The organism is Brevibacillus sp. WF146, assembly GCF_001673705.2.
GTDB lineage: Bacteria > Bacillota > Bacilli > Brevibacillales > Brevibacillaceae > Brevibacillus > Brevibacillus thermoruber.
In genome coordinates this window covers 1,787,306-1,799,991 of the sequence record NZ_CP109943.1, presented here as the reverse complement: position 1 = coordinate 1,799,991, position 12,686 = coordinate 1,787,306, and the positions used below count along the sequence as shown (strand labels likewise).

The 12,686-nt window shown below is 61.5% G+C and carries 12 protein-coding genes; 3 read left to right on the top strand and 9 right to left on the bottom strand.

Features of this window, described 5'->3' with window-relative positions; translation table 11 throughout:
• Positions 1 to 29: 29 nt before the first annotated feature.
• Positions 30 to 848, bottom strand: coding sequence for a transporter substrate-binding domain-containing protein (locus A6764_RS08860; RefSeq protein ID WP_029100067.1), 819 nt, complete (start codon positions 846 to 848; stop codon positions 30 to 32).
• 309 nt (positions 849 to 1,157) lie between these two features.
• Between A6764_RS08860 and A6764_RS08855 the strand changes: the two genes are divergently transcribed.
• The 3 genes from A6764_RS08855 (at position 1,158) to A6764_RS08845 (ending at position 4,287) form a co-directional block, all read left to right on the top strand.
• Positions 1,158 to 2,288, top strand: coding sequence for a M20 family metallopeptidase (locus A6764_RS08855; RefSeq protein ID WP_065066774.1), 1,131 nt, complete (start codon positions 1,158 to 1,160; stop codon positions 2,286 to 2,288).
• 55 nt (positions 2,289 to 2,343) lie between these two features.
• Positions 2,344 to 2,802: an RDD family protein gene (locus tag A6764_RS08850; RefSeq protein ID WP_065066775.1), complete on the top strand. Its 459-nt coding sequence runs from the start codon at positions 2,344 to 2,346 to the stop codon at positions 2,800 to 2,802.
• 126 nt (positions 2,803 to 2,928) lie between these two features.
• Positions 2,929 to 4,287, top strand: coding sequence for a TrkH family potassium uptake protein (locus tag A6764_RS08845; protein ID WP_029100064.1), 1,359 nt, complete (start codon positions 2,929 to 2,931; stop codon positions 4,285 to 4,287).
• Between the two features lie 56 nt (positions 4,288 to 4,343).
• Here A6764_RS08845 and rpe read toward each other — a convergent pair whose 3' ends face one another.
• The 8 genes from rpe to def all read right to left on the bottom strand — a co-directional run bounded on the left by rpe (position 4,344) and on the right by def (position 12,674).
• Entirely contained in the window at positions 4,344 to 4,991 is a 648-nt protein-coding gene (gene rpe / locus A6764_RS08840) for a ribulose-phosphate 3-epimerase (protein WP_029100063.1), read from the bottom strand.
• On the bottom strand, positions 4,985 to 5,875 hold the full coding sequence (gene rsgA / locus A6764_RS08835; RefSeq protein WP_065066776.1) for a ribosome small subunit-dependent GTPase A: 891 nt from the start codon (positions 5,873 to 5,875) through the stop codon (positions 4,985 to 4,987). The genes rpe and rsgA overlap by 7 nt, the downstream gene beginning before the upstream one ends.
• Before the next feature lie 18 nt (positions 5,876 to 5,893).
• The gene (pknB, locus tag A6764_RS08830) at positions 5,894 to 7,849 is read right to left on the bottom strand and encodes a Stk1 family PASTA domain-containing Ser/Thr kinase (protein WP_065066777.1); all 1,956 of its coding nucleotides are present in this window, start codon (positions 7,847 to 7,849) and stop codon (positions 5,894 to 5,896) included.
• Positions 7,850 to 7,854: 5 nt separating this feature from the next.
• Complete coding sequence (locus A6764_RS08825; RefSeq protein ID WP_029100060.1) at positions 7,855 to 8,616, bottom strand: Stp1/IreP family PP2C-type Ser/Thr phosphatase; 762 nt, start codon at positions 8,614 to 8,616, stop codon at positions 7,855 to 7,857.
• Positions 8,617 to 8,620: 4 nt separating this feature from the next.
• Complete coding sequence (gene rlmN, locus A6764_RS08820) at positions 8,621 to 9,691, bottom strand: dual-specificity RNA methyltransferase RlmN (protein WP_044899481.1); 1,071 nt, start codon at positions 9,689 to 9,691, stop codon at positions 8,621 to 8,623.
• A 199-nt stretch (positions 9,692 to 9,890) separates the two neighbouring features.
• Complete coding sequence (gene rsmB / locus A6764_RS08815) at positions 9,891 to 11,237, bottom strand: 16S rRNA (cytosine(967)-C(5))-methyltransferase RsmB (RefSeq protein ID WP_065066778.1); 1,347 nt, start codon at positions 11,235 to 11,237, stop codon at positions 9,891 to 9,893.
• Between the two features lie 3 nt (positions 11,238 to 11,240).
• Positions 11,241 to 12,191, bottom strand: a complete 951-nt coding sequence (fmt, locus tag A6764_RS08810) for a methionyl-tRNA formyltransferase (protein ID WP_065066779.1) — start codon at positions 12,189 to 12,191, stop codon at positions 11,241 to 11,243.
• Between the two features lie 6 nt (positions 12,192 to 12,197).
• Positions 12,198 to 12,674, bottom strand: a complete 477-nt coding sequence (def, locus tag A6764_RS08805) for a peptide deformylase (RefSeq protein WP_029100056.1) — start codon at positions 12,672 to 12,674, stop codon at positions 12,198 to 12,200.
• Positions 12,675 to 12,686 lie beyond the last annotated feature (12 nt).

Below are 12,686 nucleotides of genomic sequence, written 5' to 3'. Positions count from 1 at the left end.
CCCGTTTTCTACTCCTTGTCAGGGCCCGGTTATTGGCCGAACCACTTCTTGATCAGCTTGTCCATCTCGCCGTTTTCCTGCATCTGTTTGAGCACCTTGTTGAAATCCTCCACGTACGGAGAACCTTTCGGGAAAGCGACGGCGGAACCGTTCTTTTCGGCTTCTGGCATCGTGGTGAACTGGAGTCCCGGATTGGCGTCGATGTACCCCTTGGCCACGGTGTCCTCCAGGATCGCGGCGTCGACGCGTCCGGTTTTTACCTCTTCGATGATTTCGCCCGTCTTGTTCAGCGAGACGATTTCCAGCCCCTGGATCGTCTTGGCCAGTTCCTTGGCCGCTTCTTCCTGAATGGAGCCGGTCTGCACGGCCACTTTTTTGCCGGCCAACTGCTCCGGCTTGGTGAGCTTGCTCTCCTTCTTGGCGACAATCGAGTTCTTGGCGTCGTAGTAGATGACGGAAAAGTCCACGTTTTTCTGCCGTTCCGGCGTCGGCGACATGCCCGCCATGACGAAGTCGGCGCGCTTGCTTTGCAGTGCGGGGATCAACCCGTCAAAGTTCATGTCGACCACCTGCACCTCGAAGCCCAGCTCTTTGCCGATGTGCTTGGCGATGTCGATGTCAAAACCGACGATCTCGTCCTGGCCGCTGGACAGGTCGTGGAATTCATACGGCTTGTAGTCGGCCGACGTGGCCATGATCAGCGTTTTCTTTCCGCCGGAGGAAGCTTGTCCGGCCGGCTGTTCCCCTGCGGGCTGCGCGCCAGGCTGGCTGCCGGTGCCGCATCCCGCCAGTACCGCTACCGCCAGCAGCGTGGAGACGGCGAGCGAAAACAAGGACGTCTTTTTCATCGGAATACCCCCTAGACATGATGTGAGTAAAGTACCTTCGCTTGCCATGGATCATTGGCTGCGGAAGTGCCAAGCTGCCGGCTGCTTCTCCGACAACTTATATTTATTCATCATAATGCTTATTTTAATCATAACCGAAACAATTTCAACTAAATTTTATTTATCATGCAGCAGCAGGCGGTGTGTTTCGGTTTTCCGCCGCGTCCGGACGTCCCCTCTGCTTTTTTTCGGAAACGTGGCCGCCTGCTCTGGCAGTATTCTTCCCCACGATGTATCATGCAGGTGGAAACCGTTAGGAGGAGGGCGTGTATGAACACGAATTGGACCGAATATTTTCGCCGACTGCTGCCGGATGTGCTGGAAGAACTGCGCACCTACGTGGAAATGGAGACACCCACGCACGACAAGGCGGCGGTCGACAGACTCGGGGCGTACATCACGGCCCGTTTTCGCGAACTGGGCTGCCACGTGGAGGCGATTCCACAGCGCGAATACGGCAGCCAACTACGCCTGGAATACGGAAGCGGCCGGGAACAGGTGCTCGTTCTCGGCCATTTTGACACAGTCAAGGAGATCGGCACGCTCAACCGGGAGCCGTGGCGCATCGAGGACGGCAAAGCGTGGGGACCCGGCACGTACGACATGAAGGCGGGGATCGTGTTCAGCTATTTTGCCCTGCGCGCGATCATCGACGAAAACCTGCCGCTGGCAAGCAAGCTGGTCTTTTTCTGGAACACGGACGAAGAGGTCGGCAGCCCGTCCTCGGAGGCGCTGATCAAAGAAGAAGCGAAGCGGAGCAAATGCGCGCTGGTGCTCGAGCCTGCGGCGGAAGACGGGTCGTTGAAAACCAGCCGCAAAGGCGGCGGCGATTTCGTGTTGAAGGTAAAGGGACGGGCGGCCCACGCCGGCAACGACCACGCCAAAGGCGTCAACGCCATCGCCGAGCTGGCCCATCACGTCCTCGCCGTCCAGTCCTGGACCGATTACGCCGCGGGCACCACGCTCTCCGTCGGCACGATCAAGGGGGGCACCGCCTCCAATGTCGTACCGGACAGCGCGGAAGCCGTGGTAGACGTGCGCGTTAGCACGTCGGCCGAAGCGGAACGGATCAGCCGGCTGATGCGCTCGCTCTCCCCCGTCCTGCCCGGCGCCGAGCTGGTGGTGGAGGGGAGCATCAGCAAACTGCCGATGGAACGGACCGGCGAGACGGAACGCCTCTTTCTTCACGCCCGCTCGCTGGCTGCCCTGGAGGGGCTGGACTTGACCGAGACCGGCGTCGGCGGCACCAGCGACGGCAATGTTGCGGCAGCGGTCGGCACGCCCACGCTGGACGGACTGGGACCTGTCGGCGACGGGGCCCACGCTCCCCACGAACACGTCGTGATTGACGCCATTCCGCAGCGGATCGCGCTGCTGCTGCGCTTGTTCACCACCTTGTAATATTTTCATGATTCTGCATATAAATGGAAAGAAGATCAATAAGGAGGTGAGCAACTTGGAAACGGTCAAACCGCTGCCGAGCAACCCGGTCGGCTTTTGGGCCCGACTGGGAGCCAACCTGCTGGACGGACTCATTTTCGGAGTTCCTTTGCTTTTGATCAGCTACTGGATTACGGGAAATTGGTCAGGCAATCTTGTGACCAATCTGATTTCCATACTCTACTCGCTTTTGCTCCCGGTCTTCTGGTACGGCTACACGATCGGCAAGAGGATTGTGGGCGTGCGCATCGTCAAGGTAAACGGCGAGCCCGTCGGCATCGGCACGATGCTGCTGCGACTGGTCGTCGGGATGTGGATCGTCTACGGCCTGACGTTCGGGATCGCGGCGATCATCAGCGCAATCATGGTCGTCGTCCGCGACGACAAGCGGGCGATCCACGACCTGATTGCCGGCACCTACGTGACCTCCAACCAACCGTCAAACGTGACCTCCAACCAACCGTCAGCCTTGTAGAAAACAAAACAACGCACGGCAGGGCCGGGACGGCATCTTCGCTGTCCCGGCCCTCTTTTGGGCATTGCGAACCGCCCTCCCATTCGATATGATAGTCCGTATGATGTTTTACGGGAGGCAGTTGCTTTGGCTTTGACCGACAAACGACGTCGTTTCAGTTCCGTACAAATTATTGTGCTCTTTTACCTGAGTGCCGTGCTGATTTCCACCCTGCTTTTGATGCTGCCGTTCTTTCACCAGCCCGGCGCCCGGCTTACGTTTATCGACGCGCTGTTTACCGCGTCAAGCGCCATCAGCGTGACGGGTCTGACCGTGATCGCGATTCACGAGGTGTTCAATCACTGGGGGATTCTCCTGCTCACCCTGCTCTTTCAGATCGGCGGCATCGGCATCATGACGCTGGGAACGTTTTTCTGGCTGGTTCTGCGGCAGCGAATCGGGCTGGAACAGCGCAAATGGATCGCCACCGACCACAACCGCCCCACGCTTGCCGGTCTCGTCTCCCTGATGCGCAGCATTCTCCTGCTCGCCATCTTCATCGAGCTGGCGGGAACGGTGATGCTGGGAAGTTACTTCTTGTCGGCAGGGTACCACGACGATTGGTACACGGCCTATTTTCACGGTTTTTTCGCGTCGGTCAGCGCCTTCACCAACGCCGGGTTTGACATCTACGGAAGCTCGCTGGTCGGCTTTTCCCACGACTACGTGTTCCAGCTCATCAACATGGTCTTGATGGTCTTGGGGGCCATCGGCTTTCCCGTGCTGGTCGAGGTGAAGGACTACGTCGCGCACCGGCGGCTCAACCAGCGGTTTACCTTTTCGCTGTTTACCAAAATCACCACGCTGACCTACTTGATCCTGAGCGTGGCGGGCACCCTGTTTTTCCTGCTCTTTGAATGGGACGGGTTCCTTACGGACAAGAGCTGGCACGAATCGCTCTTTTACGCGCTGTTTCAATCGCTCTCCACACGCAGCGCCGGCTTGACGACGATGGATGTCAGCCTGCTGTCCACGCCGACGCTGGTCATGCTGTCCGCGCTGATGTTCATCGGGGCCTCCCCCAACAGCGTGGGGGGCGGTATCCGGACGACCACGTTTTTTGTCATGATCGCCACGGTGGTCTCCTACATGCGCGGCCAGAAAGACGTCAAGGTGTTCGGCCGGGAGCTGGAGGAAGACGACATCATGCGCTCCTTTCTCGTCTTCTTTGTGGCCATCAGCCTGGTCTTCGCCGCGATCGTCCTGCTCGTCTGGATCGAGGGGCTGCCCATCCAGCAGGTCTTCTTTGAGGTGTGCTCGGCGTTCGGGACGACCGGAATGTCCATGGGGATTACATCCGAACTGAGCACGTCCGGCAAGCTGATCCTGATCATCGCGATGGTGATCGGCCGGATCGGGATTGTCAACCTGCTGCTCCTGCTGAAAAAGGACGAGCGGCAGATTCGCTACCACTATCCGAAAGAACGGGTCATCATCGGACAGTAACCACAAACGACAAAAGCCATCCTCACGATGAGGATGGCTTTTTGTTGCAGTTCGGGTCAGCCGCGAATCGCCGCGATGGCCTGCGCGCGGTCGGCCTGGTTGAAGACGGCGCTTCCGGCGACGAGCACCGTGGCCCCCGCTTCCTCGCAGAGGCGGGCCGTCTGCGCGTTGACACCGCCGTCAATTTCAATTTCCACGCGGTTCAGTCCGCGCTCGTCCAGCATCCGGCGCAGCTCTTTGATTTTCGGCACGACGCTGTGAATGAACTTCTGGCCGCCAAAACCGGGGTTGACCGTCATCAGCAGCACCATGTCCAGATCCTCCAGCACCGATTCGATCGTCACCAGCGGGGTGGCCGGGTTGAGCACAACCCCCGCCTTTACCCCCTGCTCCTTGATCAGGTACAGCGTGCGGTGCAGATGGCGGCACGCTTCCTGGTGAACCGTGATCCAGTCCGCGCCGCTCTTGGCAAACTGCGGGATGTAGCGGTCCGGCTCTTCGATCATCAGATGCACGTCCAGGGGCAGCTTGGTCACGGGGCGGATCGCCTCCACGATCAGCGGTCCGATCGTGATGTTGGGAACAAAGCGGCCGTCCATCACGTCGACGTGAATCCAGTCGGCGCCGCCCCGCTCGACGTCGCGAATTTCTTCGCCCAGCCGGGCAAAGTCGGCGGACAGGATAGAGGGTGCGATTTTTACCATGGCTTGTTCCTCCGTTGGTATTCTTTCAGTTCCTCGCGAAATTGCTTGTAGTGTTCGTAGCGCTCGGCGTCCAGCTCGCCCGCCTGCAGTGCCGCGAGGACGGCGCAGCCGGGTTCGCTTACGTGCAGACAACCGCGAAACTTGCACGGGACGCCCAGCGCACCGAAGTCGCGGAACGCCTCCGCCAGGTCGAGCTCGTCGATGCCGATAAACTCCAGGGAACTGAAACCGGGGGTGTCCGCCACGTACCCCCCGCCGGGAAGCGGGATCAGCTCCACGTGGCGGGTCGTATGCCGGCCGCGCCCCAGCTTCTGGCTGACGTCGCCGGTCTGCAGGCTGATGCCGGGAAACAAGGCGTTGATCAGCGAGGACTTGCCTACGCCCGACTGGCCGGCGAAGACGGAGATGGAGTCGCGCAGCGCTTCGCGGAGAGCTTCGACGCCGCGCTTGTCCACCGTGGACGTGGGGATGACGCGGTAGCCGATCTTCTCGTATTTGCGCACGACCTCTTTCACGTCATCGTCCGCCGCGAGGTCCGCCTTGGACAGCACGATCACCGAATCAATCCCGGCGTGCTCCGTATGCACGAGAAACTTGTCCAGCAAAAACGGACTGAACGCCGGCTCCACCATGGAAAAGACGAGCACGGCCTGATCGACGTTGGCGATGGGCGGGCGAACCAACTCGCTCGTCCGTTCGCCCACCTCCATCACGTACCCCTCGCCGTCGCTGATGACTTCGTACACCACCCAGTCGCCGACGAGCGGATTCACTTTCGCCCCTTTTTTCTTGAACAGTCCCCGGGCCCGGCACTGGTAGACTCGATCCCCGTCGGCCACGTAGTAGAATCCGCTTAATGCTTTCACGATCCGTCCTTCTGGCATCCATGTCCCCCCAACTGCTTATGGCACACTGTCGTAGGTGATGGTGATTTTCTGATAATCCGGCACCCCGTTGCGGTACACACGGATCACGGCGTTTTTCTGCGGCGACAGCACAACCGGCACGTCGTAATTCCTGCTCTCGGTGATTTTTTCATCGACGACAACCTGATTGTCGCCGCGCGCGTCGCTCACCGTAATCTTGACCGACACTTCTCCCTCGCCGTCCAGCACCTCCATGTAGATCGGCTGGGAGGCGAACCGGGCTTCCGCCGGATATTGGCCGTTGCTTACGATCAGCGGAATCGCCGTTCCCTTGGTCACCCGGGTGCCCGGCTCGTAAGGCGAAGGCATGCCGATGACAATGCCCGGCGTCTCCGTATAGGCCGGTTCCTGCCTGATGTTTTGCTGGTCGACCAGAAGCCCCTTCTTGAACAGCTCGATCTGGGCCTTTTCCAGGGTATAGCCGCGCACGTCCGGAATGGTTACCTGCGGCGGTCCCGTGCTGATCTCCACCCGCACGTCGGTCTGGTTGGGAACGACCTTCTCGTCCGCCGGCGGGAACTGGTCGATCACATGGCCGGCCGGCACCTTCTCGTCCTCTTTTTCCACGAAGGTATTGTCCGTGATGGCAAACCCTTTTTCTTTCAAAGCCTCTTCCGCTTCCTCCCGACTCAGGTTGACGAGGTTGGGCATCTCCACGGCTTCCTGCCCCTTGCTGACGTAGATCGTGACGATGCCGTTTTCCTTCAGCCGCATCGGCGGCGCCGGGTCCTGCCGGATCACGATGTCCTTCTCCACGCTGTCGCTCGGCTCGTAGACCACCTGCGGGACCAGTTTGGCTTCGCGGATTCTCTGCTCCGCCAGGGTGCGGTGCGTCCCTTCCACGTGCGGCACCTGCACTTCGGGCACAGACGGGAAGAGGTTTACCACCAGGTTGAACCCGAGAAAGGCCAGGACCATGAACAGCCCGATCGCCCCGACCCACGCCGCCGGCTTGACCCACCATCGGCGCCGCTGCGGGGTTTCTTCCTCCTGCCGCTGCTGCCCGGCCTGCCCCTGACGTCCCTGACCTTCCAGCATCTCCGGCGTGATGGCCGGATACACCTTCGTCTGCTCGTCGTCTTCCGGGAACTGGATCTTCTCCTCGTCAAGCCGCTCCGGCAAGAGGCAGGTCTCCAGGTCCTCCAGCATCTCCCGCGCGGAGGCGTAGCGCAGTTGCGGGTCCTTTACCAGCGCTTTGAGAATGACGTTCTCCACGCTTTGCGGAATGTCCGGATTGACCTGCCGCGGTTCGGGCAGGGGTTCCTGCAAATGCTTCAGCGCGACGGAAATCGGCGAATCGCCGGAAAACGGCAGTTGGCCGGTGACCATTTCGTAGAGCACAATCCCCAGCGAGTAAATGTCCGACTTTTCCGCCGTCACGCCACCGCGGGCCTGCTCCGGCGAAAAGTAGTGGACCGAACCGAGCACGGCGTTGGTGTGCGTGATGGTGGTGGACGTCACCGCACGGGCGATGCCGAAATCGGTCACCTTCACCCGTCCGTTTTTCCCGATCAGGATGTTGTGCGGCTTGATGTCGCGGTGGATGATCTGGTTTTGGTGGGCGTGGTCCAGCGCGTCGCAGATTTCCGCAGCAATCCGCACGGCCTCTTCCACCGGAAGCGCTCCGTGGCGGTTGATCAGATCCTTCAGCGTCGAGCCTTCCACGTACTCCATCACCATGTAGTGGGTATCCCCGTCCTGCCCCACGTCGTACACGCCGACCACGTTGGGGTGAGACAAGCTGGCCACCGCCTGCGCCTCCCGCCGGAAACGGGTGACGAAATCTTCGTCCGTTCCGAACTGCGAACGCAGCACTTTGACCGCCACCTGACGGTTCAGGACCAGATCCTTCGCCTTGTACACGATGGCCATTCCGCCCCCGCCGATGCGGGCTTCCAGTTGGTATCGTCCCCCCAGTCGTTGACCTTCCATCTCGCTCACCCCTCTCTTTGCCCGGTGACGGGCTTGGGTCTGTTGCGAACAGCTACCAGTGTGATGTTGTCCTCGCCGCCCGCCTCCAGGGCGTGTTCGACCAGACCGTCCACCTGTGCCTGCAGCGATACGGGACGCTTCAGCCACTCCACCATCACCGAATGATGTACTTTGTTGCTCAACCCGTCAGAGCACAGCAGCACCACGTCGCCCTCCGACCAGTTGAACTGTCCCAGGTCGATGCGCACGTCCGGCTCCGTGCCGAGGGCGCGCATCAACACGTTGCGCTGAGGGTGAACCGAGGCTTCCTCGGCCGTGATTTGGCCGCTTTTCATCAGTTCGTGCACGAGCGAGTGGTCTTCCGTCTTCAACTGCAGACCATCCGCGTTGAAATGATACAGCCGGCTGTCGCCGATGTGCGCCGTCACGCCGCCGGTCTCTCCCAGCAGCGCGGCCACGATCGTCGTCCCCATGCCGCTGCACTCCGGGTGCTCCTGGGCGTACCGGTACACTTCCTCATTGGCCATGAGGAGCGCGTGCATCAGCCGCTCGCGGGCGTCTTCCCCGCTCAGTTCGCTGTCCAGATGACGCAGTTCTTTTACTATTCGCTCAACGGCGAGGCGGCTGGCGATATCGCCAGCCTGGTGGCCGCCCATGCCGTCGGCGACCACGGCCAGAACGCGCCCGTTCAGGTCGGCAATGCAGGCGAAGTAGTCCTCGTTGACCTGACGGACGCGGCCGACATGTGATTTCATCGCAATTTCCATGAGATCACCCCGCGGTTTCCTTTGCGTATTGTGCCCGGAGCTGTCCGCACGCGGCCGCGATGTCGCTGCCGTGCTCGCGGCGGATCGTCACGTTGATCCCTCTCTCCTCCAAAATGCGTTTGAACCGGAAGATTTCGTTGCGCGGGGTACGCACGTAATCGCGCTCCGGCACGTAGTTGACCGGGATCAGGTTGACGTGGCAGAGCATGTCGCCGATCAGGTCGGCCAGTTCTTCCGCGTGCTCGGGCTGGTCGTTTTTCCCTCCGAACAAGCCGTACTCAAAGCTGATGCGGCGGCCCGTCTTGGCGATGTAGTAGCGGCAGGCCTCCAGCAGTTTCTCGAGCGGGAAGCCCCGGTTGATCGGCATCAGCTTGGTTCGCAGCTCCGTGTTGGGGGCGTGCAGGGAGATGGCCAGGTTCACCTGGCCTCCCTTGTCCGCAAATTCGTAGATCTTGGGCACGATTCCGCTGGTGGAAACGGTGATGTGGCGGGCCCCGATGTTCAGTCCGCGGTTGTCGTTGATAATCCGCAGGAAGGCGATCAGGTTGTCGAAATTCTCGAACGGCTCGCCAATGCCCATGACGACGACATGGCTGGCGCGCTCTCCTTCTTCGTCCAGCTTCCGCTGGGCCATCAGCACCTGGGCGACGATCTCGCCGGCGTCCAGATTGCGCTTCAGACCGCCCAGGGTGGAGGCGCAGAACGTGCAGCCGATGCGGCAGCCCACCTGGGTGGTGACGCAGACGCTGTTGCCGTAGTTGTGCCGCATGATCACCGTCTCGATCGCGTGGCCGTCCGCCAGTTGGAACAGGAACTTGACGGTTCCGTCCTGTGACACCTGGCGCGTAATTTCCCGCAGTGGATCGATGCGGAAGGTTTCGTTCAGCTTTTGCCGCAGATCCTTGGACAGGTTGGTCATCTCGTCAAACGAATGGACGCGCTTGACGTACAGCCAGTCAAAAATCTGCTGGGCGCGAAACGCCTTGTCTCCCGCCCCGACGAGCCACTCTTTCAACTCGTCCTGGGTCAGGCTGTAAATGAGCGGTTTTTCGCCCGTATACGATGAAAATGGCATTTGTATGTTCACATCCTCAAGTAGTGGCATAGCGAGAAATCATCATTCTATCATTGTACCTTGCATCGCGCGCCGCATCAAACAGGAAATGGCGCCAACCGCGCAATATGCGTCGCTTTTCCTAGTGTAAACCAAACGGCAGGGACGCAAACAACAGCGAAGGAGCGGCCATCCGCTGACGGAGTGCCACCCCTTCACGCTACCCTTTTCGTTTCAGACGGGCGATAAAAAATCCGTCGCTGTCAAAGTGATGCGGCAGCACCTGCACGTATCCCGCGCGGCCGTCCAGACGCTCCCGCGCCGCTGTCGGCAGGTCCTGGGCCAGCGTTTCGTCCAGCGCGAACTCCGGATGCTCGGCCACAAACCGGCGCACCACCGACTGGTTTTCCTCCGGTTCGATGGTGCAGGTGCTGTACACCAGGAGGCCGCCCGGCGCCAGCATCCCCGCCACCCGTTCCAGCAGCCGGTACTGCAGGTCGGCGATCGCCTCCACGTCGGCCGGGGTTTTGTTCCATTTCAGGTCAGGCTTGCGCCGGATCACGCCAAATCCGGAGCACGGCGCGTCCAGGAGAATCCGGTCAAACGCGCCCAGTCCCTTGTCCGGCAGTTCGAGCGCGTCGCTCGTGATCGGCGTAATGATCGTGATGCCCAGCCTGTCGGCGTTCTCCGCAATCAGCTCCCGCTTGTGCGGATGGACGTCGCTCGCCACGATCTCTCCCCGGTTCTGCATCAGCTCCGCCAGATGCGTCGTCTTTCCACCCGGAGCGGCGCAGGCGTCCAGCACCCGCATGCCCGGCTGGACGGCCAGCGCCGGCGCGACGAGCATGGAGCTTTCGTCCTGCACGGTGAAGTACCCTTCGCGGAACCAGCGGGTCCCCGCCGCATGCCCGCCGGGAAACAGGATGCCGTGCGGGCTGAGCGGCGACGGGGCGGCGTCCGGATACTCCTCCCGCAGCCGTTCCAGCAGTTCGTCCCGCGTCAGTTTCAGCGTATTGACGCGAACGGACGCCCGCGGGGGGCGGTTGTTGCTCGCACAGATGGCCCGCGTCTCCGCTTCGCCGTACGTCTCGACCCAGCGGCGCACCAGCCATTCCGGGTGGGACTCTTCTACCGCCAGCCGGCGCGCAGCGTCTCCCTCCGGCAGGCGCTCCCACACGTCAGGCTGCCGCAGCACGTTGCGCAGCACGCCGTTTACCATCGACGCGATGCCCTGGTGCCCTCGCCGCTTGGCGATCTCCACCGCTTCGTGCACCGCGGCCCGCGCCGGAATCCGGTCCAGGTAGCGAATCTGGTACAGGCTGAGCCGCAGCAGGTTGCGCACCCAAAGCTGCACCTTTTTGCCGCGGACAAAGTGGGCGAGCACCTCGTCCAGCGTCAGCCGCCGCTGAATCGTGCCGTAGACCAGCTCCGTCACCAGTCCGGCGTCGGGAGCGCGCAGCTCCCCGCGCTCCAGGACGTGCTTCAGCTCCAGATTGCTGTACGACTTGTGTTGCTCCACCCTGTTCAGGACGTCCAGGGCGATCTCGCGCGCTCCCTTGTATGCCACGTGTTATTCTCCTACCTTTGTGCCGATTTCAATGCCGCTGCCTGCGCCGCGCAAAAAGTCGCGCGCGCTCATCCGCTTCTTTCCTTCCGGCTGCAGTTCGGTAATCTTCACCGCGCCGCTGCCGCAAGCCACGACCAGCCCGTCCTCTTCCCGGGCGACAATCGTGCCGGGCTCCGCCAACTGACCGTCGTCCGCCTGCATGTCCACCCACCAGAGCTTCCACACCTTGCCGCCATAGGTGGTAAAGGCGACAGGCCAGGGGTTGAGGCCGCGCACCTGGTTGTACACCTGCCGCGCCGTCCGGGTCCAGTCGACCCGCTCATCCGCCCGTTTGAGCGTAGGCGCATACGTCGCGGCCTCGTGATCCTGCGGCTCAGGCACGATCTCTCCGGCCAACAGCTTCGGCACGGTCTCCACCAGCAGCTTGGCGCCGGCAGCCGCCAGCTTGTCAAACAGGGTGCCGGCCGTATCCCGTTCGTCAATCGGCACGACCACGCGGGAGAGCATGTCGCCCGCGTCCAGCGCCTCCACCATGTACATGATCGTCACGCCCGACTCGGTTTCGCCCTCCACAATCGCCTTGTGGATCGGCGCTCCTCCCCGGTACTTGGGCAGGAGCGAGGCGTGCACGTTGATGCAGCCGTAGCGGGGCGCGTCCAGCAAACGCTTCGGCAAAATCTGGCCGTACGCGGCCGTCACGATCAGATCAGGCTCCAGCGCGAGCACCCGTGCCAGCGCCTCGTCCGCCTTGATCTTCTCCGGCTGCAGCACCGGGATGCCGAGGCGCAGCGCCGCTTCCTTCACCGGCGGCGGCGTCAGCACCTGCTTGCGCCCCACAGGCCGGTCAGGCTGCGTCACGGCGGCGACGACCCGGTATCCCTCCGCCGCCAGCGCGTCCAGGCTGGGGACGGCAAAGTCGGGCGTTCCCATAAACAGTATGCGCACGTCTTTCAAAACGGTTTATTCCCCTTCCTCTTCCTTGCTGATCGGATAGACGCGGTCGGCGATGTCGATGAACAGGACGCCGTTGAGATGGTCGATTTCGTGCTGGGCGCAGCGGGACAAGAGGTCGTCCGCTTCCATTTCAAACACATTGCCGTACCGGTCCTGTCCCCTGAGCTTGATCCATTTGTGACGGCGCACATCGCCGCGCAGACCGGGGATGCTGAGGCAGCCTTCCGGGTAGTCGAACTGCTCCCCTTCGAAGGCGATGATCTCCGGATTGACCACCTCGATCAGGCCGTCCCCGCAGTCCATGACGATGACGCGCTTGGAAACGCCCACCTGGGGCGCGGCCAGGCCGACGCCGTCCGCGTCGTACATGGTCTCCGCCATGTCGTCCAGCAGCTTGTGCAGGTTGGCGTTGAATTTGGTGACCACTGCCGCTTTTTCCCGCAGGATCGGATCAGGGTGTTTGACGATTGTGCGAATAGCCATTGGTTGTAATCC

Excerpts from the sequence above, each read along its gene's own strand:
- rpe (WP_029100063.1), bottom strand. The coding sequence starts at position 4,991 with ATGGTAAAAATCGCACCCTCTATCCTGTCCGCCGACTTTGCCCGGCTG.
- def (WP_029100056.1), bottom strand. The coding sequence starts at position 12,674 with ATGGCTATTCGCACAATCGTCAAACACCCTGATCCGATCCTGCGGGAA.
- pknB (WP_065066777.1), bottom strand. The coding sequence starts at position 7,849 with ATGGAAGGTCAACGACTGGGGGGACGATACCAACTGGAAGCCCGCATC.
- A6764_RS08855 (WP_065066774.1), top strand. The coding sequence starts at position 1,158 with ATGAACACGAATTGGACCGAATATTTTCGCCGACTGCTGCCGGATGTG.
- A6764_RS08860 (WP_029100067.1), bottom strand. The coding sequence starts at position 848 with ATGAAAAAGACGTCCTTGTTTTCGCTCGCCGTCTCCACGCTGCTGGCG.
- rsgA (WP_065066776.1), bottom strand. The coding sequence starts at position 5,875 with ATGCCAGAAGGACGGATCGTGAAAGCATTAAGCGGATTCTACTACGTG.
- rlmN (WP_044899481.1), bottom strand. The coding sequence starts at position 9,691 with ATGCCATTTTCATCGTATACGGGCGAAAAACCGCTCATTTACAGCCTG.
- A6764_RS08825 (WP_029100060.1), bottom strand. The coding sequence starts at position 8,616 with ATGGAAATTGCGATGAAATCACATGTCGGCCGCGTCCGTCAGGTCAAC.